Origin of the sequence: Amycolatopsis sp. CFH S0740 (assembly GCF_004522315.1) — a bacterium.
In the GTDB taxonomy this organism is placed as follows: domain Bacteria; phylum Actinomycetota; class Actinomycetes; order Mycobacteriales; family Pseudonocardiaceae; genus Amycolatopsis; species Amycolatopsis nivea.
This window is the reverse complement of record NZ_SDLS01000025.1, coordinates 93,088-118,544: the sequence shown is the minus strand read 5'-3', so window position 1 is coordinate 118,544 and position 25,457 is coordinate 93,088. Positions and strand designations below refer to the sequence as shown.

At 70.5% G+C, this 25,457-nt stretch carries 24 protein-coding genes and 1 pseudogene; 16 read left to right on the top strand and 9 right to left on the bottom strand.

Annotated elements, in window-relative coordinates:
- Nucleotides 1-4: 4 nt before the first annotated feature.
- The 7 genes from mftD to mftA are packed head-to-tail and all read right to left on the bottom strand — an operon-like array spanning nucleotide 5 to nucleotide 5,654.
- Nucleotides 5-1,177: a pre-mycofactocin synthase MftD gene (mftD, locus tag EIZ45_RS33400; RefSeq protein ID WP_134666558.1), complete on the bottom strand. Its 1,173-nt coding sequence runs from the start codon at nucleotides 1,175-1,177 to the stop codon at nucleotides 5-7.
- On the bottom strand, nucleotides 1,174-2,601 hold the full coding sequence (gene mftF / locus EIZ45_RS33395) for a mycofactocin biosynthesis glycosyltransferase MftF (RefSeq protein ID WP_134666560.1): 1,428 nt from the start codon (nucleotides 2,599-2,601) through the stop codon (nucleotides 1,174-1,176). The genes mftD and mftF overlap by 4 nt, the downstream gene beginning before the upstream one ends.
- Nucleotides 2,598-3,386, bottom strand: coding sequence for a mycofactocin-coupled SDR family oxidoreductase (locus EIZ45_RS33390; RefSeq protein WP_037819535.1), 789 nt, complete (start codon nucleotides 3,384-3,386; stop codon nucleotides 2,598-2,600). Before EIZ45_RS33390 ends, mftF begins: the two co-directional genes overlap by 4 nt.
- Nucleotides 3,383-4,072 (bottom strand): mycofactocin biosynthesis peptidyl-dipeptidase MftE, encoded by a 690-nt coding sequence (gene mftE, locus EIZ45_RS33385; RefSeq protein WP_037819536.1) that lies wholly within the window; start codon nucleotides 4,070-4,072, stop codon nucleotides 3,383-3,385. The genes EIZ45_RS33390 and mftE overlap by 4 nt, the downstream gene beginning before the upstream one ends.
- A gap of 1 nt (nucleotide 4,073) precedes the next feature.
- Nucleotides 4,074-5,267 carry a mycofactocin radical SAM maturase gene (gene mftC, locus EIZ45_RS33380; protein WP_037819538.1) on the bottom strand — a complete coding sequence of 398 codons (1,194 nt, stop codon included), beginning with the start codon at nucleotides 5,265-5,267 and terminating at the stop codon, nucleotides 4,074-4,076.
- A complete protein-coding gene (mftB, locus tag EIZ45_RS33375) occupies nucleotides 5,267-5,560 on the bottom strand; it encodes a mycofactocin biosynthesis chaperone MftB (RefSeq protein ID WP_043833371.1) in 294 nt (97 codons plus the stop codon). The genes mftC and mftB overlap by 1 nt, the downstream gene beginning before the upstream one ends.
- Nucleotides 5,550-5,654 carry a mycofactocin precursor MftA gene (mftA, locus tag EIZ45_RS33370; RefSeq protein ID WP_037819541.1) on the bottom strand — a complete coding sequence of 35 codons (105 nt, stop codon included), beginning with the start codon at nucleotides 5,652-5,654 and terminating at the stop codon, nucleotides 5,550-5,552. The genes mftB and mftA overlap by 11 nt, the downstream gene beginning before the upstream one ends.
- A 191-nt stretch (nucleotides 5,655-5,845) precedes the next feature.
- Here mftA and EIZ45_RS47055 point away from each other — a divergent pair, with 191 nt between their 5' ends.
- Nucleotides 5,846-7,564 (top strand): PepSY domain-containing protein, encoded by a 1,719-nt coding sequence (locus EIZ45_RS47055; protein WP_240690777.1) that lies wholly within the window; start codon nucleotides 5,846-5,848, stop codon nucleotides 7,562-7,564.
- Complete coding sequence (locus EIZ45_RS33360) at nucleotides 7,561-8,169, top strand: DUF5134 domain-containing protein (RefSeq protein WP_134666562.1); 609 nt, start codon at nucleotides 7,561-7,563, stop codon at nucleotides 8,167-8,169. The genes EIZ45_RS47055 and EIZ45_RS33360 overlap by 4 nt, the downstream gene beginning before the upstream one ends.
- 509 nt (nucleotides 8,170-8,678) lie before the next feature.
- Here the strand turns inward: EIZ45_RS33360 and EIZ45_RS33355 are convergent.
- Nucleotides 8,679-9,419 (bottom strand): zf-HC2 domain-containing protein, encoded by a 741-nt coding sequence (locus EIZ45_RS33355; protein ID WP_134666564.1) that lies wholly within the window; start codon nucleotides 9,417-9,419, stop codon nucleotides 8,679-8,681.
- Nucleotides 9,420-9,519: 100 nt separating this feature from the next.
- On the opposite strand from EIZ45_RS33355, the gene EIZ45_RS33350 reads away from it, so the two are divergent.
- Nucleotides 9,520-10,089 carry a sigma-70 family RNA polymerase sigma factor gene (locus EIZ45_RS33350; RefSeq protein WP_134666566.1) on the top strand — a complete coding sequence of 190 codons (570 nt, stop codon included), beginning with the start codon at nucleotides 9,520-9,522 and terminating at the stop codon, nucleotides 10,087-10,089.
- 366 nt (nucleotides 10,090-10,455) lie between these two features.
- Complete coding sequence (locus tag EIZ45_RS33345; protein ID WP_134666568.1) at nucleotides 10,456-12,393, top strand: cytochrome c oxidase assembly protein; 1,938 nt, start codon at nucleotides 10,456-10,458, stop codon at nucleotides 12,391-12,393.
- A 158-nt stretch (nucleotides 12,394-12,551) separates the two neighbouring features.
- On the opposite strand, the gene EIZ45_RS33340 is transcribed toward EIZ45_RS33345, so the two are convergent.
- Nucleotides 12,552-12,785, bottom strand: coding sequence for a hypothetical protein (locus tag EIZ45_RS33340; RefSeq protein WP_134666569.1), 234 nt, complete (start codon nucleotides 12,783-12,785; stop codon nucleotides 12,552-12,554).
- A gap of 189 nt (nucleotides 12,786-12,974) precedes the next feature.
- Between EIZ45_RS33340 and EIZ45_RS33335 the strand changes: the two genes are divergently transcribed.
- The 12 genes and pseudogenes from EIZ45_RS33335 to EIZ45_RS33280 all read left to right on the top strand — a co-directional run bounded on the left by EIZ45_RS33335 (nucleotide 12,975) and on the right by EIZ45_RS33280 (nucleotide 25,445).
- Entirely contained in the window at nucleotides 12,975-15,209 is a 2,235-nt protein-coding gene (locus tag EIZ45_RS33335) for a cation-translocating P-type ATPase (protein ID WP_134666570.1), read from the top strand.
- A gap of 77 nt (nucleotides 15,210-15,286) precedes the next feature.
- A pseudogene (locus EIZ45_RS47725) lies at nucleotides 15,287-15,445 on the top strand (SDR family NAD(P)-dependent oxidoreductase); the annotation flags it as partial.
- A 246-nt stretch (nucleotides 15,446-15,691) separates the two neighbouring features.
- Nucleotides 15,692-16,450, top strand: a complete 759-nt coding sequence (locus EIZ45_RS33325) for a 2,3-dihydro-2,3-dihydroxybenzoate dehydrogenase (protein WP_370318214.1) — start codon at nucleotides 15,692-15,694, stop codon at nucleotides 16,448-16,450.
- A 330-nt stretch (nucleotides 16,451-16,780) separates the two neighbouring features.
- A complete protein-coding gene (locus EIZ45_RS33320) occupies nucleotides 16,781-18,079 on the top strand; it encodes an isochorismate synthase (RefSeq protein WP_370318213.1) in 1,299 nt (432 codons plus the stop codon).
- Nucleotides 18,080-18,286: 207 nt separating this feature from the next.
- Nucleotides 18,287-19,888 carry a (2,3-dihydroxybenzoyl)adenylate synthase gene (locus tag EIZ45_RS33315; RefSeq protein ID WP_134666571.1) on the top strand — a complete coding sequence of 534 codons (1,602 nt, stop codon included), beginning with the start codon at nucleotides 18,287-18,289 and terminating at the stop codon, nucleotides 19,886-19,888.
- A 3-nt stretch (nucleotides 19,889-19,891) separates the two neighbouring features.
- Nucleotides 19,892-20,554 carry an isochorismatase family protein gene (locus EIZ45_RS33310; protein ID WP_134666572.1) on the top strand — a complete coding sequence of 221 codons (663 nt, stop codon included), beginning with the start codon at nucleotides 19,892-19,894 and terminating at the stop codon, nucleotides 20,552-20,554.
- Nucleotides 20,551-20,793: a phosphopantetheine-binding protein gene (locus tag EIZ45_RS33305; RefSeq protein WP_134666574.1), complete on the top strand. Its 243-nt coding sequence runs from the start codon at nucleotides 20,551-20,553 to the stop codon at nucleotides 20,791-20,793. The genes EIZ45_RS33310 and EIZ45_RS33305 overlap by 4 nt, the downstream gene beginning before the upstream one ends.
- Nucleotides 20,790-21,644, top strand: coding sequence for a siderophore-interacting protein (locus EIZ45_RS33300; RefSeq protein ID WP_134666576.1), 855 nt, complete (start codon nucleotides 20,790-20,792; stop codon nucleotides 21,642-21,644). Before EIZ45_RS33305 ends, EIZ45_RS33300 begins: the two co-directional genes overlap by 4 nt.
- A gap of 27 nt (nucleotides 21,645-21,671) precedes the next feature.
- Nucleotides 21,672-22,673 (top strand): ABC transporter substrate-binding protein, encoded by a 1,002-nt coding sequence (locus EIZ45_RS33295; RefSeq protein ID WP_037819826.1) that lies wholly within the window; start codon nucleotides 21,672-21,674, stop codon nucleotides 22,671-22,673.
- Nucleotides 22,670-23,653 (top strand): iron ABC transporter permease, encoded by a 984-nt coding sequence (locus EIZ45_RS33290; protein ID WP_134666578.1) that lies wholly within the window; start codon nucleotides 22,670-22,672, stop codon nucleotides 23,651-23,653. Before EIZ45_RS33295 ends, EIZ45_RS33290 begins: the two co-directional genes overlap by 4 nt.
- A complete protein-coding gene (locus tag EIZ45_RS33285) occupies nucleotides 23,650-24,672 on the top strand; it encodes an iron chelate uptake ABC transporter family permease subunit (protein ID WP_051729771.1) in 1,023 nt (340 codons plus the stop codon). Before EIZ45_RS33290 ends, EIZ45_RS33285 begins: the two co-directional genes overlap by 4 nt.
- Complete coding sequence (locus EIZ45_RS33280) at nucleotides 24,669-25,445, top strand: ABC transporter ATP-binding protein (protein WP_134666580.1); 777 nt, start codon at nucleotides 24,669-24,671, stop codon at nucleotides 25,443-25,445. The genes EIZ45_RS33285 and EIZ45_RS33280 overlap by 4 nt, the downstream gene beginning before the upstream one ends.
- Nucleotides 25,446-25,457 lie beyond the last annotated feature (12 nt).

Sequence of the window (25,457 nt, the reverse complement as noted above, 5' to 3'; positions counted from 1 at the left end):
ACGGTCAGGCTCCGATCCGGCGCTCGAATCCCTCCGGCACGATCAGGTCATCGCGGCTCAGGTCGTGCACGCTGCGGTGCCCCAGCGCGAGCAGCGTCGAATCGATGCCGTTGCGCAGGACGTCCAGCACGTTCTCCACCCCGGCCTGTCCGCCCGCGGCGAGGCCCCACAGGTACGCGCGCCCGATCAGCACCGCGCGCGCCCCGAGCGCGAGCGCCTTTACGACATCGCTGCCGCGCCGGATTCCGCCGTCCAGCAGCACTTCCACCTCGCTGCCGACTGCCTCCGCGACCGCGGGCAGCGCGCGGATCGTGGCGGGGGTGCCGTCGAGGTTGTTGCCGCCGTGGTTGGACACCGAGATCGCGCTGACCCCGGCGTCGACCGCGCGGCGGGCCTCGTCGACGCGGTACACGCCCTTGAGCAGGAACGGCCCGTCCCACTGCTTCCGCAGCCAGCTGACGTCTTCCCAGGTCGGCGGCGCGGTCTGCATCCACTGGCCGTACGCGCCGAAGAACGTGGGAATCGGCGTGCCGGGCTCGGCCATGTTCGGGACGCTGAGGTCGGGCAGCTTCTTGGTGCGGGCGTAGGCCAGCAGCCAGCGCGGATGCATCATGCCCTCGGGCGCGAAGCGGATCAGTTCGCGCAGAGTCATCTTTTCCGGGATGTGCGGGCTGCCCCAGTCGCGGCTGTGCGAGAACGACCAGTCGAGCGTGAGGATGATCCCGACCGCGCCCGCCGACCGGGCCCGGTCGAGCCGGCGCAGGATGTCGTCGCGGCTGCCGGTCCAGTAGACCTGGAAGTAGGTGTTCGGGTTGACGGCCACTACTTCCTCGACGGGCTTGCTCGCGAACGACGACAGCCCCATCGACGTCCCGCGCGCCGCGGCCGCGCGAGCCACCGCGACCTCTCCGTCGGGGTGCACGGCCTGGACGCCGGTCGGCGAGATCAGCACCGGCAGCGCGACGTCGCGGCCGAGGACGTTCGTGCTCAGATCGCGTTCGCCGGGCAGCCCGGCGGTGCGCGGGGCGAAGCGCAGTTCGTCGTACGCGGCGAGATTGTCTTGCAGCGTCAGCCCTTTTTCCGAACCGGCGATCAGTGCCGAGTAGACGGACGCGGGCAGGCGCTTCTTCGCCCGCCGCTGTGCTTCGGCGACGGATTCGAACCAGGTGGTGCTCATCGTTTTCCCTTCGGGTCGACGCGCAGAGGGCGCCAGGTGACACGCGGCCGCAGCGGGACCGCGGTGCGGTGGTTGAGGCAGCCCGCCCACACCCCGGCGCCGTACGCGAGGTCGTCGGCGATCGCGCCGGTGGTGTAGCGGAGAGGGTCGAGACTGGGGCGGTGCCGGAGCCAGGAGGTCAGCGGCGGTCCGGCGAGCAGGGACGCGACCGCGGCCCGGCGTCCCCAGCGTTTCCGCCCGCCCGGCAGCAGGAGCGCGGCGAGCAGGGGAGCGGCGAATTGCGTGCTGTAGCGGCCGAATCCGAGCCAGGTTTGGCCGACGGCGGTGGCCATCGTCTGGGCAACGCCGTGGGTGGGCACGTCGCTTTTGCGCAGTACGCGGGTCATGGTCAGTACCGCGCCCGCGAACGCGGCGGCGGCCGGAAGCGGACGGCGGGCGAGGAGAGCGGCGACGGTCAGCGTCGGCCAGGGGTGCAGGACGAGCGGGGCCATCGCGGCCGGGCGGCGGAGGGCGAGCGGTGCGGCGGAAGTCCCGTAGCTGGCGCGGCGGCTGAGCAACGTGCGCCAAGTTGCCGGTTCGTGGTGGTCGACGTGCGCGGACGGGTCGTAGCGGATCCGGAAACCGGCGTCGTGGAGTCGCCAGCCGAGGTCGACGTCCTCGCCGACGCGCATTGCCGGGTCGAAGACCGCGCCGTCGCGGGCGACGGATTCCAGTGCTGTGCGGCGGACTAGGAGTGCCGCAGTGGGCACATAGGACAGTCGGGTGCCGGGTGCGACGCGGGCGGCGGCGGTGCCGAGGTCGAGGCTGCTGGCGGCGCGGGTGTAGCGGCCGGCCCAGGTGTCGGGGGCGAGGGGACGGACGCGGGGTGCGACGGCGGCGACGAGCGGGTCGGCGAAATGCCCGGCCAGCCGGTCGATCCAGTCCGGCGACGGGACGCAATCGCTGTCCAGGAAGGCGATCAGGTCGGTGGAAACGTGTTCCAGTGCGGTGTTTCGAGCCGCGCCAGGGCCGCCGTTGACGTCTCGGCGGACGAGTTTCGCGCCGTGCGCGGAGGCTGCGGCGGCGATGGCGGCCGGATCGGCGGATCCGTCGTCGACGACCAGCGCGGGGTATCGGCCGTCGATCGCGGCGAGGCAGCGGCCGAGCAGTTCGGCACGGTCGCGGACCGGGATGACGACGGTCGCGTCGGCGGTTTTGGCTGGTGGCACCGGGTGTGCGAACCCGGCGTCGGTGAGCAGCCGGGCGAGGACGCCTTCTGCCGAGGTCTCGACCGGGTTGTCCGCCAGGCGTTCCCACGCCGTCCGCCCGGCTTTCGTGAGGCGCAGAACGCGGGCGGGGGAGCCGCCGAAGAGGAGGCCGTCGGTGAGTTGTTTGACGCTCGGGTCCACGGCGAGGCGGAATCCGGCGGGCAGCGGGGTGGTCACAGCGCCAGCCCTCCGTCCACCGGGATGACTGCGCCGGTCGTCGCGCTGCTCTCCGGGCTGGCGAGGAACGCCAGGACGGCGGCGACCTCGGCGGGATCGAGCAATCGCTGCACAGGTTGTTGCGCGGCAAAGCTTTGTGCCGAAGGAAGGTCGTACAGGCGGGCGCTCTCGGCGAGGATCGGCGTGTCGGTCGAGCCGGGGCTGACCGCGTTCGCGGTGACGCCGGAGTCGCCCAATTCCGTGCCCAGCGCGCGAATCAGCCCGGCGACTCCGGCTTTCGCGGCGCAGTACGCGGCGAGCATCGGCAACCCGCGCGTGGCGGCGGCGGACGCGACAGCCAGGAACCGTCCGGAGCGGGGTTTCGGACGGCGCAGCAACGCGGGAATCGCGACGTGCGCGAGGTTGAGGACACCGCGGAGGTTGACGTCGAGGACCGCTTCTTCCTGCTCCGGCGGCATTTCCCACAGCGGTACTCCGCCCGCGATCACCCCGGCGGCCGCGATGGCCGCGTCGAGGCCGCCCCAGCGTTGTTCCGCTTCCGCGACCGCTGCGGCCAGTTGGGCGCGGTCGCGGACGTCTGCGCGGAATTCCTCGGCGATGCCGCCGGTTTCGCGGATTGTCTCGACCACTGTGGACAGTTCTTCGCCGGTTCCCATGGGGTAGGGGAGAGCTGGGTCGTTTTCGGCGATGTCGACCGCGAGCACGGCCCAGCCTTGTTCGGCCAGCTTTGTCGCGGTGGCTGCGCCGATCCCGCGCGCGGCGCCGGTTACGAGGGCGGCTTTCATGGCGTGCCTACCGAAGTCCAGTCGCGCACGTGCGCTCGCAACTGCGCCGTCAGGTCGTCGAGGAGATCCCGTCCTTCGTCTGCTGTCGCGCCGGTGGGGTCGCCGAGGATTCCGGTGTCAGTCACCGCTTTGACACCGCCTTTGCGTAGTGCGGGGAGCAACTGGCTCAATGGACGGTCGTCTCCCGGCACGGCTTTGTCCATCTGCACCTTGTCCGGCCGAAGGTTCAGCTGCAGAGCGGTTTCCGGCCGTCCGGCGTGCGGATCTCCTTGCCAGCGCGGCTCGAACACCGAAACGTCCCGCGATTCGGCCCGCAAAGTCGCGACCGCACGGGTCACCGAAGCGGCATTTCCGCCATGGGCGGACACGAAAAGCAGCCGCCGGAAGGTTTCGGAGGCCGACCGGCCCAGTTCCACGAGCAGAAGTTCCGTGGCCGCCTGGCCGATCGACAGCGTCCCGGCGAAGCCCGCGTGTTCGCCGCTCGACCCGTACGGCACGGCCGGTGCGACCAGCACGTCCGGTCGCTCCGCGGCGAGCCGGTCGCACAACGCCGTCGCGATGTCGGTGTCCGTGCTCAACGGCAGGTGCGGGCCGTGCTGCTCGGTGGCCCCGAGCGGCACGGCGAGGATCGCGCCGGACGCCGCGTGTTCCGCGACGTCCGGCGACGACAGATCGGCCAGGCGCATTTCAGCGGCCCGGTGCCGGGGCGAAGCCGGCGAGCGGGTTTTCGTCGCAGGCCCGGTCCGGCGGACGGCGCATGCCGATGGTCACCGGCACCGGTTCGCGCTTGCGGGTGCGGTGCGAGTGGTCCAGCGACGGTTTCGGCACGCTGCCCGCGGCGACCCCGGCCAGCGCGCGTTCGCCGTGGCCGCGCACGCATTCCGGGTCCGGGCCGTCGAGCGGCAGCCCGGTGAAGAACTTCGCCGCCATGCACCCGCCGCGGCAGGCGTCGAAGGCCGAACACGACGTGCAGGCCCCGCCGCTCTGCGGGCTGCGCAGTTCGGCGAACAGCTCGGATTCCCGCCACACGCTGGTGAATCCGCCTTCGCCGCGGGTGTTTCCGGCGAGGAAGGTGTCGTGGATGGCGAACGGGCACGCGTAGACGTCGCCGACCGGGTCGATCAGGCACACCACCCGGCCCGCGCCGCACAGGTTCAGCCCGGGCAGGCCGCCGTCGCCGTAGCCCGCGAGGTGGAAGAACGAGTCGCCGGTGAGCACGTTTTCGCCGTGTTTCACCAGCCACTCGTACAGCTCCCGCTGCTGGGCGGCGGTGGGGTGCAGCTCGTCCCAGACGTCTGCGCCGCGGCCGGACGGGCGGAGCCGGGTGAGCCGCAGCTGGGCGCCGTAGCGGTCGGCAATGGCTTTGAAGTCGTCGAGCTGCCCCGCATTCTGCCGGGTGACCACGACAGAAATCTTGAAGTTCGCGAATCCGGCCGCGGCGAGGTTCTCCATCGCCCGGATCGCGGTGCGGTAGGAGCCGGGGCCGCGGACGTGGTCGTTGACCTCCTCGGTGGCGCCGTCGAGCGAGATCTGGACGTCGACGTAGTCGCTGCCGGCGAGCCGTTTCGCGACGTCCTCGGTGATCTTGATGCCGTTGGTGGAGAACTTGACCCCGACGTGGTGCTCGGTCGCGTAGTCGACCAGCTCCCAGAAATCGGGCCGGACGGTCGGTTCGCCGCCGCCGATGTTCACGTAGAACACCTGCATGCGCTCGAACTCGTCGATCAGCGCCTTGCACTCCTCAGTGCTCAGCTCGCGCGGATCGCGGCGGCCGGACGAGGAAAGGCAGTGCACGCAGGACAGGTTGCAGGCGTAGGTGAGCTCCCAGGTCAGGCAGATCGGCGCGTCGAGCCCGAACTGGAATTCGTCGACAAGCGGCATCACACGCTCCTCGGATGGATCATGTCCGACGCCGCGAGTGCGGCGAGGGCGGCGCGGTAGCGGGGCAGTTCCGCCTGCGCGACCCCGGCCTGCGCGCACGCGGCGCGGGCGGAGGGGTGGTCGGTCAGCGCCTGCACCGCGGCGAGCATGGTGCGGCTCTTGAGAAAGGACAGCCGGCGGGTGCCGAAGTGATACAGCAGCGCGCCGAACCGCTCCGGCCGGATGGAGACCCGGCTGTCCAGTTCCCAAGCACCGTCCAGATCGAACGCCGCGGCGCTGCGATCAGTAGACACCGCACATTCCGTCGATGGAGACCTCCTCGACGAGCAATTCGTCGGCTACGACCTCTTCGGCCTTCGTCTCGGCGGCGGTTGTCGTCTCGCTCATCGTGACTCCCTTGTCTCGTGGCGGCGATATTTGACACTTCGTGTCGAATGTGAGGACGACAATACTGTCACCGAGTGCCAGAAGCAATGCCTCGCCGGTCCGCGGCACCCGAATGGGCGTTCGCCGCGGCCGGGAACCGACTGCCCCGCCGGTCCGACTCCTCAGGAGGCGGACCACGCGAAGGGAGCAGGATGGCCATCGGCATCGACGAGGAACCGGCACGGGTTGCGGGGTGGGCGGCGATCCGGCCGTTAGTGCTGCGGTTGCACTTCTACGCCGGAGTGTTCGTCGGCCCGTTCCTCCTGGTCGCTGCGTTGACCGGGATCGCATACGTGTGGACGCCGCAGTTGGAGCAGGCTGTCTACGCGCACGAATTGCACGTCCCGGCCGCCGCTGGGGTCGTCCCGCTGGACCAGCAGGTCCTTGTCGCGCGCGGTCAGGTCCCGGACGGGAAGGTCATCGGCGTCCGCCCGGCACCGTCCGCGACCGACACCACCCAAGTGATCTTCGACCGTCCGGGTCTGGAGCCGAGCTATCGGTACACAGTGTTCGTCAACCCGCACGACGGCGAGATCCGCGGCGCACTGGAGACCTACGGTTCCGGACAGGCGCTGCCAGTCCGAGGCTGGATCGATACCCTCCACCGCAACCTCCATCTAGGCGACTTCGGCCGCCTGTACAGCGAACTCGCGGCCAGCTGGCTGTGGGTGATCACCCTTCTCGGAGCGGCCTTGTGGCTCGGCCGCCGCCGGCGCTTGCGCGCGGTGCTGCTGCCGTCCGCAGGCAAACCCGGCCGGGGACGGCTGCGTTCCTGGCACGGCTCGACCGGCCTGTGGATCGCGGCCGGTTTGCTGTTCCTTTCCGCGACCGGCCTGACGTGGTCGCTGCACGCCGGTGCGAACATCACCGACCTCCGGTCCACTTTGGACTGGACGACGCCGTCGGTCTCGTCGGCCGCCCCGTCGCCCGGCGACGTCGGCTGGCAGGCGGTCCGGGACGCGACCGCACGCGCCGGATTGTCCGACCCAGTGGAAATCCGGCCGCCTTCGGACGGCGGTTACGTAGTGCAGCAGGTCGGCCGGAGCTGGCCGTCCAAACAGGACTCGATGTCGGTTGATCCCGGAACGGGGAAGATCACCGGGACGTTGAGGTTCGCTGACTACCCGCTCGCCGCGAAGCTGAGCCGGTGGGGGATCGACGCGCATATGGGGCTGTTGTTCGGGGTGGCGAACCAGGTGGCGCTGACGCTGCTCGGAGCGGCGTTGGTTTGTGTTGTCTTGTGGGGGTACCGGATGTGGTGGCTGCGGGGCCGTTCCGGGCGGTCGCAGCCGGGTGGGTGGCTGCGCGGCCGGGGAGCTTCTCGACGCGTGGTGTCGGGTGGCGGTCAGTTGCCGGAGGTGCTTGCCGGTCGGGGTGCCGGGCCGCGTGACGTTGCTCCGGGTGGGTCGTTGGTGGGCGTCGAGCCGGTGGGTGGCGAGGTTTCGGTGGGCAGTGAGGCTGATTCAGGTCGACCGGATCGTGCGCGGGTGCGTAACGCTGCTCCGAGTGAGTCCTTGGTGAGCATCGAATCGGTATGCGGCGATGCGCCGATGGAGGGTGCGGCTGGCTCCGGTCGGCTGTCCTCGGATGGCACAGGGTTGCGCGTCGACGCTTCCCCGGCACAGCCCTTAGCGGAGTCGGCGTGCCAGGCGCCTACGCGCGGGCTTCGATCCCCTCGGTCGCGAGGCAGGAGCCGTTTTGGCCGCTTGCCAGTGCGTGGCGCATGGCGGCGGATCCCCGGTCGAGTGCTGGCTCCGGTCCTGGTCGGACTGGCGGTGGTGGGCTGGTTCCTGCCGGTGTTCGGGGTGTCGTTGCTGGGATTCCTTGCGGTGGACTGCCTGCTCGGCCTGCGCCGGGAGGCCGTCCGATGATCGCCGAACCGGGTCTGCGATGGATCCTGACGCTGCTGTTCGCGGCGGGCGGGGCGTTCTGCCTGTACCGATGCGCGCGGCGCCCCGGCTTCAGCGGACGAGTGGCCGACGCACTCCACGCGGCGATGTGCGCCGGGATGGTCACGATGGCCTGGCCCGCGACGATGACATTCGCCCGGATGCCGCAGGTCGTGCTGTTCGCGGTGGCAGCCATGTGGTTCGCGGTGAGCACGGCGCTGGGATTCGGGCACGGACGCCTGCCCGGAGCACACCACGCGCTGATGATGGCCGGGATGGCGTGGATGGCGTTCGTGATGCCGTCGGCGATGGCGGGCATGACGATGTCCGCGACCGCGATGGGCGGCGAGCACGCCGGGATGGACATGGGCGACGCTGGCATGACCATGACCGGGCACGCGCCTGCGCATGTCGTGGTGGTCGCGGTTGTGCTCGCGGTGGTCTTCCTGGCGGCGGGGATCGCGTGGCTGGCCCGGGCGATCGATCACGCCCGGACGGTCGCCCGCCCCGGACGGCGGGAGGTCGGGCTGGCGATGGAAGGCGTGATGAGCTTGGGGATGGCGGTGATGGCGGTAGCGATGATCTGAGCCCGGCGGGGTGGTTCGGATGCGCCGCCTTCTGGGATTGAGGTGGGTTTCGGGCCGCGTCTCGCAGCCGGGAGGCCTTCGTTATAGCTGCACAGCCAGAGTTCGCTGAGCATGTCGTCGGGCGAGCTGTGTCTCGCGAGGCGGGCTTCGCGGATTTGGCTCGAGCGGCTGGTTCTGGGCGGGTGGGACAGATTCCGCGGTGTCCGTTATTGGGCTGGGCGGATGAGTCCTCGCGGGATTGGCGTTAGCCACGAGGGCGGTTGCCCCGCAGTCAGGTCCGCGAGCGGAGAACGTCGCGGGTTCGATTTGGGCTTCGTGAATGGTCTCGCCAAAGACAGCCTGCGGGCAGTTCAAGGCTGGGCTTCGCGCTGCGCCAGGCTCCAGGCTGCGCCTGACTCTCCGGGTTGCGGGTCGCTTCGATCGTTGCCCCATCGGTTGGGCGGCGGATTCCGTGCTGGCACCGCGGGTTCCGGCTGGGTGAGCTGTCCAGCCGGAACCCCGAGCGGGCGTCAGGCGGCGCGGTGCCGTCCGGTCGGGCGTTGGGAGTCGCGGCCTCGTTTCGGATGCGGGCGGACCAGGGCGAGCGCACCGTGGGTCGGCACGGTGGTGTGGTCCGGGTCGTCGGCGGTGTCGGCGAGGTCGGGGCCGGGCTGGTGCCGGAGGCGGTGCTGTCGGTGGACGGCGTAGAGCAGTGCCAGTCCGACGACGAGGAAGACGTGCGACAGCACCCGCGCGACGGTCACCCGGTCGCCGATCAGGTCGCTGGTCGTGAGCACTGCGAGGACGAGCACGAACCCGGTGATCATCGGCAGCTGCCCGGCCGCCGCGCGGGTGCGCAGGGCGGCCCACAGCAGTCCGACGCCGACCGCGAGGTTCCAGGCCGCGCTTTCGTTGATGAGGTGGCCTTCCATGAAACCGCCGCCGCCGTGGACGTTGTCCATGCCGAGCAGTTGCGCGAACGCCAGCCCGCACTGGACCAGGCCGACCAGTCCCAGCGCGACCCGCAGCCCCCATTTTTCCCGCGGCGGGGCCGGGGTTTCGGCGAGGATCCGGCCGGTGAGGTCGGGCACCTCGGGCGCGCTGCGGACCAGCAGGGCACGGCGCAGCGTCGCGCTCCGCTCGTACCAGCTCCGGCACGCCGCGCAGGTCTCGAGATGCTGGTCGACCTGCGGTTCGGGCAGCGGGCCCGCTTCGCCGTCGAGTCGCGCGGACAGCGCTTCGCGGAAGATTTCACAGCTCACGTCTGTCATAGTCGCTCGGATCCGCGTCCCGGTTCCCGGCGGGTCCGGCGATTTTTCTCCGGCCTGGTCAGGCGACTGTCCCGGACGGGCATGGACTACCGTGATGTCCGTGTCCACCGGCCGCGACAACGACGACGAGCGGATCACCGCGCTGGCCCTCGCCGCCGGCCGCGGCGACCGGGCCGCATTGGAAGCCTGGGTCCGCGCGACGCAAGCCGACACGTGGCGGTTCCTGGCCCACCGCGCCAGCCCGGCCGAAGCGGACGACCTCACCCAGGAAACGTACCTGCGCGCGTTCGGCTCGCTGCCGAGGTTCGCGGGCCGGTCGTCGTCGAGGACGTGGCTGCTGTCCATCGCCCGCCGGGTCGTCGTGGACCGCATCCGCGCGCGCTCGGTCCGCCCCCGCGAATCCACGACCGCCGACTGGCAACGCGCGGCCGAAGAACAGTCCGCCCGGACGCGCACCGCGGGCTTCGAAGACCTGATCGAACTGGGCCTGCTCCTGGATACCCTCGACGAAGACCGTCGCGAAGCCCTGGTGCTGACCCAGTTCCTGGGCCTGTCGTACGCGGAGGCGGCCGAGGTGTGCGGCTGCCCGGTCGGCACGGTGCGTTCCCGGGTGTCCCGCGCCCGCGACGATCTGCTGCGCGCCCAGGAGGAGAACGACACCGCGATGTGACGCGGGGTCCGTTTCTTCGTCAGATTGCGCGGTTGTCGGCAGGGGCGGGGTCGTTCGGCGGCGAGGCGGTCCGCTTGGTGGGCAGGGTGCTGTTCGTCAGGTGACCGGCAGGTTGGTTGGACGGTTGGCTTCGTCGGGTGGCGGCTGCTCGCTCGACGGCGATCGTCCGGGGTGAGTGGTGATGGGTTGCGGGGCTGGTGATTCACTCCCTGCCAGAGCCAGAGCCAGAGCCAGAGCCAGAGCCAGAGCCAGAGCCAGAGCCGTCGTCGGTCCGGCGGGCCGTTGTGCCGTCGTGCCGCGCGACGTGGATCATGACGTGATCCACGTCGCGGGAACTCGCCCCCACCTCCTTCCGACCACTCTGGTGTGCGCACTATTCCGACCCCGCACCGGCGGGGTTTGCTTGCCGCGGCAGGGGTTGCCGCGGTGGCCGTCGTGGTGGTGGTCGCCGCGGCGGGCGATGTCTATGCCGCTCTCGGCAACCCGGCTCCTGGTCCGGTCACGTCCTTGGGTACCTCCTTGCTTCGGTTGGTTGCCGACGCGGCCGGGGTGGTCTGCGTCGGCGGGTTGGTGTTCGCGGCGTTTCTGAGCCCGCCGGGCGAAGCGGGCCGGCTCTCCCCGGACGGTTACGCGGCGACCCGCACCGCGGCGGCTGCTGCGGGCGTTTGGGCGCTAGCAGCCGCGATGCTGGTGCCGTTCGACGCCGCCGACGCATCAGGGCGGCCGGTTTCCGAGGCGTTGCATCTGGCGAAACTGGCCGTCCTCGTTGACGCCATGGAGGAACCCAAGGCGTGGCTCTGCGTCCTCGCGGTCGCCGCCGTGGTGGCGATCGGCGTTTGGCGCACGTTGACCTGGCGAACCACGGTGCTGTGGCTCGGCCTTGCCCTCGTCGGGTTGCTGCCGAGGGCGATCGCCGGACACGTCTCCATCGGCGCATGGCACGACCTGGCCACGAATGCCTTGGTGTGGCACGTGATCGCGGCGGCGTTGTGGACCGGTGCGCTGGTTGCGCTGCTGGTCCACCGTGGCTCAGGCGCGGCACGAGAAATCGCGCTCCGCCGGTATCGACGGCTCGCGACGTGTTGTCTCGTCGTGCTCGCCGCATCCGGAATCGTCGACGGTCTGGCGCTTGCCCGTCCGGCTGGATTATTTACTGGGTATGGCTTTCTCCTCGGGGTGAAGGTCGTGGTCACGGTGGTGTTGGCGGTGCTGATCGCCGTCACGCGCCGCCGTTGGCGTGGCGGGACAGCGGCTCTCGTGGCGGAGGTCGTGGTGCTGGCCGGGGCGATGGGCGCTTCGGCCGGGTTGGCGCATCTGGTGCCGCCGGCGTTCGTGGACGATCCGGCGACCGTCGGCGAGACCGTGCTCGGGTACGACCTGCCTGATCCTCCTTCGTTCGCTCGGCTCTTTCTTGATTGGCGTCCGGACTTGCTCCTCGGTGTCGTTGCTGTGCTTGCGGTCGCGGGCTACGCAGTCGGGGCACGGCGTCTCCGCAATCGCGGCGACGACTGGCCTCGCGGCCGGTTCTGGGCGTGGACGTGCGGCTGGGCGACGGTGCTGATCGCGACGTCGTCCGGTCTGGGCACGTACTCGTCCGGAACCTTCAGCCTGCACATGGTCATCCACATGACGCTGGCCATGCTCGCCCCGGTGCTGCTCGTGCTCGGCGGACCGGTGACCCTCGCGCTGCGTGCCTTGCCGGTGGCGGGCAAAGGACCGGACGGTCCGCGCGAGTGGCTCGTGGCGCTGCTGCACTCGCGGTTCACGCGCCTGGTCGCGCACCCGCTGGTGGCGTCGGTGGTGTTCGTCGGCTCGTACTACGCGCTGTACTTCTCGGGTCTGTTCGGCGAGGCGATGCGCTACCACTGGGCGCACCAGCTGATGAACCTCCATTTCCTTGTGTCCGGCTACGTTTTCTTCTGGCTGGTGATCGGCATCGACCGTCCGCCGCGTTCGATGCCGCATCTCGCGCGGCTCGGCATGATGTTCGCGGTGATGCCGTTCCACGCGTTCTTCGGCGTGATCTTGATGAACAAGCAGACCGTGATCGCCGAGACGTTCTACCGCTACCTCTCCCTGCCGTGGATGCTTGACCTCCTTTCGGATCAACGTCTCGGCGGCGGAATCGCCTGGGCCACTGGGGAAATCCCGATGATCGTGGTCGTCGTGGCGCTGCTGGTGCAGTGGGGCCGCCACGACGACCGCGAAGCCGCCCGGCTGGACCGCCGCTTCGGCCAAGGCGACGACGACGATTTCGCCGCCTACAACGCGATGCTCGCTAACCTGGCGGCCAGAAGGCAGTAACCGCGGCTCGATGCCCGCCGGTGCGGAACTCGGGGTCGGCCGCCCCTGAGGTCCGCACCGGCATCGGTCCGTCGGCCGCTGAATCCGGCCGCCCGCAGGTCCCGCGCCCGCGTTGTCGCTCGCGGCGGCGATCCCGTTGCACCGAGCCGATTCCGCCGCTAGACCACCGCAGTCACCACCTTGTCCAAGGCTCCGCCTTTGACATCGTCGACGAGAACTTTCAGCTGTGCCAAGCTCATCTGCACTCGCTGTCCGAAGTCGTCGGTCAGCACGACGCGGCGTTCCGGCGGGGCGGCATCGTCGAGGAACAGCTCCGGGCAGCCGCAGTCGCAGTTGCCGCAGAACGTGCTCACGTGCTGAAGGTTTCCTGATGAGGCAAGGGTTTCGGACATTTTCGCTCCTGTCTGATCGGGTTGGGTCGGGCACTGCCACCATCCGGATAGTCGTCAGGGGGAGCCGAAAGGTTCCCAAGTCACCCGAAGGAGTGGCGGCGGAAAAACAGGCGTACGATGGAAATCGGTCCGCCTTCCCCGGCCCGGCACTGCCACCGACTTCGTGCCCGTCCTGGAATCCGGAGAACCATGTCTACGCAGACCGCCGCCCCCGCGGCGACCCCGACCCGTCAACTCGATCTCGCCGTCGGCGGGATGACCTGTGCCGCCTGTGCGGCGCGCGTCGAGCGATCCCTTGGCAAACTCGACGGCGTCCGCGCCACGGTGAACTACGCGACCGAACGCGCGACTGTCCATTATCCGCCTGACCTCGACCCCGCTTCGCTGGTCGCGACGATCGAACGCGCGGGCTATACCGCGACTGTCCGCGGCGAAGCGACCCCGGAAAACCGTGACGCGCGGGTCCACGACCTGCGCCGCCGGTTGATCGTGGCGGCGGTGCTGGCCGTCCCGCTCGGCAATCTGTCGATCACGCTCGCGCTCGTGCCGTCGCTGCGATTCCCGTTGTGGGAGCTGGTGTGCCTGCTGCTCGCGACCCCGGTCGTGTTCTGGTCGGCGGTGCCGTTCCACCGGGCCGCGCTGCGCAATCTGCGGCACCGGTCGTCCAGTATGGACACGCTCGTTTCCTTGGGCATGCTGGCGTCCTACCTGTGGTCGGCGGCTTCGGTGCTGATCGGATCGGGCAGCGAGGCGGGTTACTGGATCGGGTTCGGCGCGACCGCGCCGGGCGCGGATTCGGTGTATCTCGACGTCGCGGCCGGAGTGACGACGTTCTTGCTCGCCGGCCGGTACTTCGAGGCGCGGTCCCGGCGTGGTGCGGCGGATCTGCTCGGCGCGCTGGACGCACTGGCGGCGAAGGACGTGCGGATTCTGCGCGCGGACGGCGAAGAGCTGGTCGGAATCAGCGAACTGGCCGTAGGCGACCGGTTCGTGGTGCGACCGGGGGAGAAGATTGCCGCGGATGGAACCGTCGACAGCGGTCTGTCCACAGTGGATGTCAGCGCTATCACGGGCGAACCCGTTCCGGCGGAGGTTGGACCGGGAAACCGGGTGATCGGCGGAAGCATCAACCTGAACGGCCGGCTGGTGGTGCGTGCTGAGGCCGTCGGAGCGCGATCGCAGCTGGCGCAGATGAGTGCGCTCGCCGAGCGCGCACAGGAGCGGAAGGCGGCGGTGCAACGGCTGGCCGACCGGGTGTGCGCGGTCTTCGTCCCGGTGGTGTCGGCGTTGGCGGTGCTCACCCTCGCGGGGTGGTTGTTCACCGGGAACCCGGTGAGGGACGCGTTCGGCGCGGCGGTGTCGGTGCTGATCATCGCGTGCCCGTGCGCGTTGGGGCTCGCGACGCCGACCGCGCTGATGGTCGGCGTCGGGCGGGGTGCCCAGCTCGGGATCCTCGTGAAGGGGCCGGATGCGCTCGAGGCGAGTCGGACGGTCGACACCGTCGTGCTGGACAAGACCGGCACCGTGACGCAGGGGCGAATGACTCTCGCCGAGACCCGGGCGTTCGGATCGTTCTCGCCGACGGAGGTGCTTCGTCTCGCGGCTGCGGTTGAAGAGTCGTCTGAACACCCGATTGCCGCGGCGATTGTCGCTGCTGGGCCGGCGGTGCTTCCGGCTGCTGAATTCGAGGCATTGCCCGGGCTGGGCGCGCGCGGCGTGGTTGAGGGAACGGCGGTGGTCGTCGGGCGGCCGAGGTTGCTGGCGGACGAAGGGATTTCGGTTGGCCCTGAGGTCGAAGCCGCGGTGGCGTCGGCGGAGGCTGGCGGTGCGACTGTGGTGCTCGTGTCGGCGGCTGGCGAGGTCGCGGGCATGCTCGCCGTGCGAGACGAGGTGAAGCCTTCGGCGCGGGCGGCGGTCGCGCAATTGCATCGGCTGGGGTTGAAAACGGTGCTGCTGACCGGCGACAACGAGGTGACGGCCCAGGCGGTCGCCGCAGAGGTCGGGATTCCCGAGGTGCTCGCCGGAGTCTTGCCGAGCGAGAAGGCGGCGGCGGTGTCTGCGTTGCAGCACAAGGGGCATCGGGTGGCGATGGTCGGCGACGGGGTGAACGACGCTCCGGCGCTGGCGAGCGCTGATCTCGGGCTGGCAGTCGCCGAGGGGACCGATCTCGCCTTGCGGTCAGCCGACATCATCCTCGTCCGCGATGACCTGTCAGTGCTGCCGGCCGCGATCCGTCTCGCACAACGGATGCTGCGCACCATTCGGGGGAATCTCGTCTGGGCGTTCGGGTACAACGTGGCCGCGCTGCCGCTCGCCGCGTGCGGACTGCTGAACCCGCTGATCGCGGGGGCGGCGATGTCGCTGTCGTCGGTGCTGGTGGTGGCCAACAGCCTGCGGTTGCGGAACTTCGCGCCGGGCCGCTGAGCCCGGGGTGGGCGGGATCACCCTGGCCGACGCTCACTCGATTAGGTTAGGTTTGCCTAATCAGTCGGCGACGGAGGGTGAGGTGCGCGGTGACGCGGGACGCGGGAGCCGGGATCGAAGGGCGGATCGCGCTGGTGACCGGCGGTGCGCGCGGGATCGGGGCGGCCGTCGTGGAGGCGCTCGCCCGGGCCGGTGCCGTGGTGGCCGCGGTGGACATCGACGAGGAGGGGTTGCGGGAGGTCGCGGCGCGGGACTACGGCGCGGGGCTGGGCCGGGTGGACGTCCGAGGTGCTTCGGACGCCGGTGCCAGTGAAGATGCTGCGCGGGGTTCTGTTGCGGTGGAAGCGTCCGGGGTGCGTGCTGGCGAGCGACTTTCTGGGGGTGTTCCGGCGGGGACTCTCGCGGATGACGACGTCGCCGGGGGCTCGGCACCGGTGGGTGCTGACGACGCACGGCCTTCCGGGGTTGCGACTGAAGAGGATTTGTCGAGCGGTGCAGTGCCGACTCCTGCTGATGGGGCAGCGGAGGCGGTCGGTGCGCTGGTAGCCGACGGCGTCGATGCGGCGCGGGCTCACGCGGCTGGCGAGGCCGGGCAGTCGGTTGACGTCCAGCCGTCCGTCTGCGGGCGGGTGGTGCCGTTCGTGGCGGACGTCGGGGATCCGGCGGCGGTCGCGCGGGTCGTGGCGAACGTCGAGCGGGAGTTGGGGCCGATCGGGATCGGGGTGTCGGTCGCGGGGGTGCTGCGGCCCGGGTCGGTGGGGGAGACCAGCGACGAGGACTGGGCGGCGACCTTCGCGGTCAACTCGACCGGGGTTTTCACTGTGCTGCGCGAGATCTCCCGGCGGATGCAGCCGCGGGGGAGCGGGGTGCTGGTCACCGTCGGGTCGAACGCGGCCGGTGTCCCGCGGACCGGGATGGCTGCGTACGCGGCTTCGAAGGCCGCGGCGACCATGCTCACCCGCTGTCTGGGGCTGGAGCTCGCCGGGTCGGGGATCCGGTGCAACATCGTCTCGCCGGGGTCGACTGACACCGACATGCAACGTCTACTGTGGACGGACGACTCCGGCGAACACCGGGTTATCGCAGGGAATCCGGAGCAGTTCCGCGTCGGGATTCCGCTCGGGCGGATCGCCGATCCCGCCGACATCGCGGACGCGGTGCTGTTCCTCGCGTCCGACCGGGCCCGGCACATCACCATGCAGAACCTTTACGTCGACGGCGGGGCCACGCTTCGCGCGTGACCCGAGTCGACCCGCCGGGCGGCTTTTCCTTTTCGTCCGGATACGTTACTGTCCATTAGGTTAGGCTAACCAAACAGTCAAGGTCCGGACCTTGTGCGAGGAACGGACGGGGCGGCTCGGCCGCCTGCGCGTGTGCGAAAGGGAATTCACCTCGTGTCCTCACCTGCTCCGGCCCGTCCGCGGCCGGTCCACCGGGCGGCGGATCTCCTGGCCGCGTACCTGCCGGGGTCGTTCTACTACTCGTCGGCCCGCGGGGTGCTGCTCGCCGACGGGGTGCACTCGCACGTCCGCGGCACGACGGGCAACCGGGCCGCGGCGGCTGCCGAGGCGTTGGAAGCCGCGGTGCTGGCAGGGGTCGCGAATCCGGTCGTGGTGGGGGCGATCGGGTTCCGGCCGGACTCCGGGAGCAGCTTGATCGTGCCCGCGGTGGTGCGGCGGGCCGAGCTGCCCGGCGACGGCGGCCTGCGAATGGGGGAAAGTTCGCAGGTCGTGGGCGATCCGGCGGAGTCCGGCGGGAACGCGGGTGAGTGTTCGCGGGCGGCCGAGTTCGGCGGGGATGCGAGTGGGCGTTCGCGTGCAGCGGGGAACGTGGCGGAGTTTGGCGGGGATGCGGGCGGCCGTTCGCGTGCGGCGGGCAACGTGGTGGGGTCAGGCGGGAACGCAGGCGGGCATTCGCAGGTGGCGAGCCGTGCGGTGGAGCCTGGCGGGAACCAGAGTGCGGCCGTCGCCGGGTCCCGTAGCGGTTCAAGCGTCGACGGCATCGATGCCACCACCTCCTGGACCGTAATCCCGCAGCCAGCGCCCGAGGTTTATGCCGAAAGCGTCCGTCGGGCGGTCAATCTCATCGGTGACGGGGAACTTCGTAAGGTCGTCCTCGCCCGGGCACTGGATCTCGTGGGCGAGCAAGGGGTTTCCGTGCGGAAACTCCTCCGCAACCTCGTCGTGGCGGATCCTGCGGCGCATGCCTTTGCTGTCGACGTCAGTGCGCCTGGGGATCCGGCGCCGCGGACGCTCGTCGGGGCCAGTCCGGAGTTGCTGGTGTCTCGCAAGGGGAACGTCGTGACCGCGAATCCGCTTGCCGGGTCGCGGCGGCGGACGGGGGATCCGGCGCAGGACGCGCAGGCGATTTCGGAGCTGCGAGTGTCCGAAAAGGACCTCAATGAGCATGCCCTCGTCGCCGCGCAGGTAGCGGAGGTGTTGGGGCGCTACTGCACCGAGCTGGACGTTCCGGAAGAGCCGGAAGTGATTGGCACGCCTACGATGTGGCACCTTTCGACCCGGATCACCGGGCGCGTGGGGGCGGATGGGCCGTCGTCGTTGGAGTTGGCTGAGGCGTTGCATCCGACGCCCGCGGTGTGCGGGGTGCCGGTCGGTCTGGCGCGCGACACGATCGCGCGGCTCGAGCCGGAGGATCGCGGGTATTACGCGGGGCTCGTCGGGTGGACCGATCTCGCGGGGGACGGCGAATGGGTCGTCACGATCCGGTGTGCCGAGGTGTCCGACAAGACCGCGCGGTTGTTCGCGGGGGCGGGGGTCGTCGCCGGGTCTGATCCGGCGGCGGAATTGGCGGAGACCAGTGCGAAGTTCGGGACGCTGCTGCGTGCGCTCGGTGCGGAGGGGGTCGCGTGAGTTTGTGGCGGGAAGCCGCGGCGAGCGGATGTCGGCGAGGCAGGACGTTGCTGAGCGCGGAGGAGACGGCGGCGCGGTATCGGGCGAGTAGGTGTCTGCGAGGGCTGACGCTGCTGGGTGCGGAGGAAGTCGCGTGAGTTTGTGGCTGGAAGCTGCGGCAAGCGGGTGTCGACGAGACCGGACGTTGCTGAGCGCGGAGGGCGACGCATGAGCTTGTGGCCAGAGGAAACCGCAGCGCAGTACCGGGCCAGTGGGTACTGGCGGGGACAAACATTCGGAGCCTTGCTCACCTCGCTCAAGGAGGCGTACGCGGACCGCACGGCGGTGGTCGGCGAAGGGCAGCGCTGGACGTTCGCCGAGGTGGACGAGCGGGCGCATCGGCTGGCCGCCGGGTTTGTCGCGAGCGGGATCGGGCAGGGCGATCGGGTCGTCGTGCAGTTGCCGAATATTCCGGAGTTCGTGTCGGTCGTCTTCGGGTTGTGGCGGGCCGGGGCGGTGCCGGTGTTCGCGTTGCCTGCGCATCGGGACAGCGAGTTGCGGCACTTCGCCGAGCAGAGCGACGCGAAAGCGATCCTTACCGTCGGCGAGCATGCTGGGCATGATCACGCGAAGATGGCACGGGAAGTCGCGCAGCAGCAGCGGAAAGTCTTCGTCGTCGGAGAACCGGAATTCGCGGCGTTGGCGGCGACCGCGCCGCGGGAGTTGCCGGAGCCGGATTCGGAGGGGATGGCGTTTCTGCAGCTGTCCGGTGGAAGCACTGGGTTGCCCAAGCTGATTCCGCGGACGCACGACGATTATCTGTACAGCGTGCGGGAGAGTGCGCGGATTTGTGGGCTCAAGAAGGAAAGCGTGTATCTCGCGGCGTTGCCTGTCGCGCATAATTTTCCGCTCAGTTCGCCTGGGTTGCTCGGTGCGTTGCATGCGGGGGCGGCCACGGTGATGGCGCCGCGGCCGGACGCTGATACCGCCTTTCGGCTGATCGAGGCTGAGGGGGTCACGATCAGCGGGGTCGTTCCGCCGTTGGCGGCGGCTTGGGTGCAGGCGGCGGCGCGGACCGAGCGGGATCTGTCCTCTTTGGACGTTCTGCTGGTCGGCGGGGCCAAGTGCGGCCGGGAGCTCGCGGAACGCATCGGTCCGGCGCTGGGGTGCCGGCTGCAGCAGGTGTTCGGCATGGCGGAGGGGCTCGTCTGTTACACCCGGCTGGACGATCCGGCTGACCTCGTGCTCAGCACCCAGGGGCGGCCGATTTCGCCGGACGACGAGGTGCGGGTCGTGAATCCGGACGATCCGCTGGCGAAGTCGGACGATCTTGTCGAGCCGGGTGAAATCGGTGCGTTGCTTACGCGCGGGCCGTACACGATTCGCGGGTACTACAACGCCGCTGAGCACAACAAGACCGCGTTTACCGAGGACGGGTTTTACCGCACCGGCGATTTGGTGCGGCAAAAGGAATCCGGGCACCTCGAGGTCGTGGGGCGGGCGAAGGAACAGATCAACCGCGGCGGCGAAAAAGTCGCGGCGGAAGAGGTCGAGAACCATCTGATGGCGCATCCGGGCGTGCTCGACGCCGCCGTCGTCGCGGTGCCGGACGAGTATCTCGGCGAGCGGACCTGTGCGTACGTCGTTCCGGCGGACGGGGAGCAGCCCAGCGCGGCGGAACTGCGCCGGTTCGTGCGCGGGCGCGGGGTGGCCGCGTTCAAGGTGCCGGATCTGGTGGAGGTGGTCGGGGAGTTCCCGGTCACCGGCGTGGGCAAGACCAGCAAACGCGAACTGCGGGCGGCGCTGGCCGCCCTGGCGAAGGAGAGGTGAAGCGTGTCCCTGCCGAGAATCCGGGCGTACCCGCTGCCGGCGGCGGCGGACCTGCCCGCGGGCCGGGTCGGGTGGCGGCCCGACCCGGCGCGGGCGGCTTTGCTCGTGCACGACGTCCAGCGGTATTTCCTTGCCCCGTACGAGGGTTCGCCGATTCCGGAGATGGTGGCGAACATCGCGGAGCTCGCCGAGAAGGCGCGGAGCTACGGCATGCCGGTGTTCTACACCGCGCAGCCGGGCAAGCAGCCCGCCGCCGATCGCGGGCTGCTCACCGAATTCTGGGGCGACGGCATCGGCGCGGTGATCGACGACGACCCGCGCGCGGCGGACATCGTCGACGAGCTGGCTCCGCGGCCGGGCGACACCGTGCTGGACAAATGGCGCTACAGCGCGTTCCAGCGCAGCTCTTTCCGCGAGCAGCTCGGCGACCGCGACCAGTTGCTGATCACCGGCGTGTACGCGCACATCGGCTGCCAGACGACGGCGGTCGAGGCGTTCATGCGCGACGTCCGGCCGTTCCTGATCAGCGACGCGGTCGCGGACTTCGACCGCTCCCGGCACGACCAGGCGTGCGAGTACGTCGCGCAACGCTGCGGCGTCGTCACCACCACCGCCGACGCGCTCGCCGCGCTGTCGGCGCCGATTCCCGCAGGAGCACCTCGATGAGCACCCCCGGACTGACTGCCGAGCAGGTCAACGCCGACGTCGCCGACCTGCTCGGCTGCGGCCTCGACGAGCTGACCCCGGACACCGATCTCGCCGACCTCGGCCTCGATTCGATGCGGATCATGAGCCTGGTCGAGAAGTGGCGCGGCGCGGGCGCGCCCCAGCTGGAGTTCGCCGACCTCGCCGAGGACCCGCGGCTCGGGCACTGGACGAAGCTGCTCACCGGCGGCTCGCAGTGAGCCGGGATACCCACCGGCACCGCCACACCGCCCGGATCGCGGAGGTCCGCGCGGGGCGGCAGGCCGAGAAAGTGCCGTACCCCATCCGGATCCGGCGCGCCGAGGTCGTGCGAACCAGCGCGGTCGGCGCGGGATTGCTGCGCGTCACCCTCGGCGGGCCGGGCACGGCCGGGTTCGAGGCGCATTCGCCGGACGAGCACGTGAAGATCCTCTTCCCGGACGCCGACGGCGAGCTTCGGCTGCCCGAGGCGAACGGCGACATGCTCCGCTGGCCGAAGCCGTCGCCGGTCTCGCGCGAGTACACCGTCCGCCGCTACGACCCGGCGTCCGGCGAGCTGGACCTCGACGTCGCCCTGCACGACGGCGGTCTCGGCTCGGACTGGGCGCGCGCGGTGCGGCCGGGCGAGACCGTGCACGTCGCCGGTCCGCCGGGCGGGCTGATCGTGCCGCACAACTACGACCGCTACCTGCTCGCCGGCGACATCACGGCGCTGCCCGCCCTCGCGCGCTGGCTGGAGGAACTGCCGCGGACCGCTGCGGGCTGGGCGTTCGCCGAGGTCGCCGACGCGAGCGAGGAGATCGACCTCGACGCGCCGGACGGCGTCGAAGTCCATTGGCTGCACCGCGGAACCGCCGCACCGGGCAGCGTCGAGCTGCTCGCCGACGCCGTGCGCGAAGTCAAAGTGCCGGAAGGCGAACGGCTTTACGCGTGGATCGCCGGGGAAGCGGGCGCGATCAAGCCGCTGCGCCGCTGGCTGCGCGACGACCTCGGGCTCGCCCGCGAGGACTACGACGTGACCGGCTACTGGAAACGCGGCGTCGCGGACTTCGACGACGAGCACGACCACTGATTCATCAGCAACAGCAAGGACCCTCGCATGACCGTCACCAGAAAGACCCGTCTCGCTGCCGCCGCGCTCGCGGTCGCCCTCACCGTCGTCGCGGGCTGCGGCTCCGGCGACGCGCAGAGCAGCAGCGGGAGCGACGCCCCGACCCGCGTGTTCGCCGCTGACAACGGCGAGATCAAGATCCCGGTCAAGCCGAAGCGCGTGATCGCGACCGGTTACGCGGTTCCGGCGCTGCTCGAGGCGAAGGCGCCGCTCGTCGGGATCTCGACGTGGAAGCGCGGCCTTCCGATGATGACGACCGAGGACCGCAAGAAGTACGACGAGCTGCCGAAGGTCGCGGGCGAGCAGGCCGCCGAGACGAACTACGAGGCGATCGCGCAAGCCGATCCGGACCTGATCGTGATCGGCGTGCCGAAGCCGGTGCTCGCGGACATCGACGTCAAGCGGCTGCAGGAGATCGCGCCGGTCGTGGCGATCGGCCCGTCGGTGCCGTCGGCGTGGCGGGAGCTTTCGCGCAAGCAGTCCGACGCGGCCGGCGCGCTGGCCGGGTTCGACGCCGCGCGCCAGGAGTACGAGGCGAAGGCGAAGCAGCTCGCGGACAAGTACAAAGCCGTGCTGCCGCAGCTGAAACTAGGGCACGTCGGCGCGTACGGCGAAGTCGCGAAGGGCAATTTCCAGCGCGAGTTCAAGGATTCCTGGGGCACCAACGTCGCGCAGGACATCGGCGCGAACTACTTCGGCCAGGTGAAGGTCAAGGGCGGCGGGTCGAAGGACGTCAGCGAGTACCCGTCGATCGAGGAGCTGCCGACCGCGTTCGCGCAGGCGGACGCGATCACCTACTCGGTGAAGCCGGACGGCTCGGTGCCGCCCGCGGTGAAGTACGTGCTCGATTCGCCGCTGTGGAAGGAACTTCCCGCGGTGAAGGCGGGCAAGACGTTCGCCTTCCGCTACACCGAAGCGGCCACCTACCGGGCGGCGATGAAGACGCTGGACGCGGTGGACCAGGCGTTCGCGCCGCTGCTGAAGAAGTGACCGGGCGCAGCCGGACCGCGCTGCTGGCCGCCGCCGTCGTCCTGCTGGCGGCGGTGGCCGTGGTCAGCGTGGGCGTCGGCGCGCACGGCATCGCGCCGGCGGAGGTGCTCCAGGCCATCTTCGGGCACGGCGATCCGGCGGATCAGGCGGTGGTGCGCGACGTCCGCGCGCCGCGTGCGCTGCTGGCGGTCGGGGTCGGCGCTGCGCTGGCGGTGGCCGGGGTGCTCGTCCAGGTGCTGTCGCGCAATCCGCTCGCCGAACCTGGCGTGCTGGGCGTGACCGCCGGGGCCGGGTTCGCCATCACGATCGGTTCCGCCCTCGGCATCGCCGTTTCCGCGTCGGGGGAGCTGCTGTTCGCGGTGCTCGGCGCGGTGCTGGCGACCCTGCTGGTCTACGCGGTCGGCCGGCGGTCGCCGTTGCGGATGGTGCTGACCGGCACCGCGCTGACGTTCGTGCTCAGCGGCGTTTCGCTCGGGCTGCGGTTGCTGCTGCCGGACACTTTCGACCGGTACCGGTTCTGGGCGGTCGGCTCGCTGGCCGGACGGGAACAGGCTCCGCTGACGGTTCCGTTGATCGTCATCGCGGTGAGCGTGGTCGCCGCGTGTCTGTTGAGCCGTCAGCTGAACGCGCTCGCGCTGGGCGACACCGTCGCGCACACTCTCGGCGCGCGCGTGGCCCGGATACGTGCGGTGACGCTGTTGTTGATCACCCTGCTGGCGGGGGCGGCGACAGCGGTGGCCGGGCCGATTCTGTTCGTCGGCCTGATCGTGCCGCATCTCGCGCGCCGAGCGGCGGGTGCGTCGGTGCCGTGGCTGACCGCGTTCGCGGTGGTGCTGGGCCCGATTCTGCTGCTGGTCTCGGACATCGGCTCGCGCGTGCTGCTGCCGACCGGCGAGGTGCCGGTCGCGATCGTGACGGCGTTCGTCGGCGGCCCGGTGCTGATCTGGGCGGTCCGCAAGTACGGGACGGCCGAGTTATGACCGCGTTCGTGTTCCGCCGAGGGCGGATTTCGTTGCGGGTCGAGCGTCGGACGGTCGTTCTCGTCGCCGTGCTCGGCGTCGTTCTCGCCGGGCTCGCGTTGCTGGGGCTTTGCTACGGCGCGGCCTGGGCGAGTCCGGCGCGGGTGTTCGCGGCGCTCGGCGGATCGGGCGGCGGACCTGGCGTGGTGATCCGCGAATGGCGGTTGCCGCGCGTGGCGGCCGGGCTGGTGTTCGGGGCCGCGCTCGGGCTGGCCGGGGCGATTTTCCAGAACGTCACCCGGAATCCGCTCGGCAGCCCGGACGTGATCGGTCTCGACTCCGGTGCTTACACCGGCGCGCTGATCGCGATGACGGTGCTGTCCGGGTCGTCGACGCAGCTGACGTTCGCATCGGTGGTCGGCGGGCTGATCACCGCGGCTGCGGTCTATCTGCTGTCGATGGGCGGCAGCCGGTCCGGGTTGCGGCTGATCGTCATCGGGATCGCGATCAACGCGATGCTGACCGCGTTGAACTCGTGGATCGTGCTGCGCGCCGACCTCGAAGTGGCGATTGCCGCAGTCGGCTGGAGCGCCGGTTCGCTCAACGGCATCGGCTGGAGCGACGTCGCGGTGCCGTTCGGGGTGCTGGCCGTGCTGTTCGCGGTGCTGCTGACCCGCGCGCCCGCGCTGCATCAGGCGGCGCTCGGCACGGAACTCGCGGTGACGACCGGCGTCCGGCACGAATCCCTGCGGCTGCAGCTGGTCGTGATCGGTGTTGCCTGCACGGCGACGGTCACCGCGGTGGCCGGGCCGATCGCGTTCGTCGCGCTCGCCGCGCCGCAAATCGGCCGCAGGCTCGCCCGCGCGCCCGGCATCCCGCTGCTGCCCGCGGCACTGACCGGCGCGCTGCTGCTCGCCGGCGCCGACCTCGTCGCGCAGATGCTGCTCGCCCCGGTCTCGCTCCCGGTCGGCGTGGTCAGCACGGCGATCGGCGGCTGCTACCTGATCTGGCTGCTCACCAAGGAGGTGCGGCGGAAGTGACCGCCCGCTTGACCGCGCGGGACCTCACCCTGCGCTACGGCGACCGTGTCGTGTCGACGCAGTTGCAGCTCGACGTGCCCGACCGCGCGTTCACCGCCGTGGTCGGCCCGAACGCGTGCGGCAAATCGACATTGCTGCGCGCGTTCGTCCGGCTGCTCCGCCCGTCCGACGGCGGCGTGACCTTCGACGGCCGCGAGGTCGGGGCATATCCGGCGAAGGCGCTGGCGCGGGAACTCGGCTTCCTGCCGCAGGATCCGTCCGCTCCGGAGGACGTCCGCGTCCGGCAGGTGGTCGCGCGCGGCCGGTTCCCGCACCAGTCGCTGCTGTCGTCGTGGTCCGAGGAGGACGAGACCGCGGTGGTCGGCGCGATGACCGCGGCCGGCGTCGCCGGGCTGGCCGACCGTCCGGTGCAGGAGCTGTCCGGCGGGCAGCGGCAGCGCGTGTGGATCGCGGTCGTGCTCGCGCAGCGCACGCCGTACCTGCTGCTCGACGAACCGACGTCGTTCCTCGACATCGCGCACCAGTACCAGGTGCTGGAGCTGCTGAAGCGGCTGCGCGACGAGGGCCGCACGGTGATCGCGGTGCTGCACGACATCAACCAGGCCTGCCGGTACGCCGACCACGTCGTCGCCATGCGCGACGGCCGGGTCGTGGCCGAGGGCGAGCCCGGCGACGTCGTGGACGCCGCGCTGATCAAGGAAGTCTTCGACCTGCCGAGCGTCGTGGTGCCCGATCCGGTCACCGGCACGCCGATGGTCGTGCCGTCGCTCTGACCCCGGGAGTCA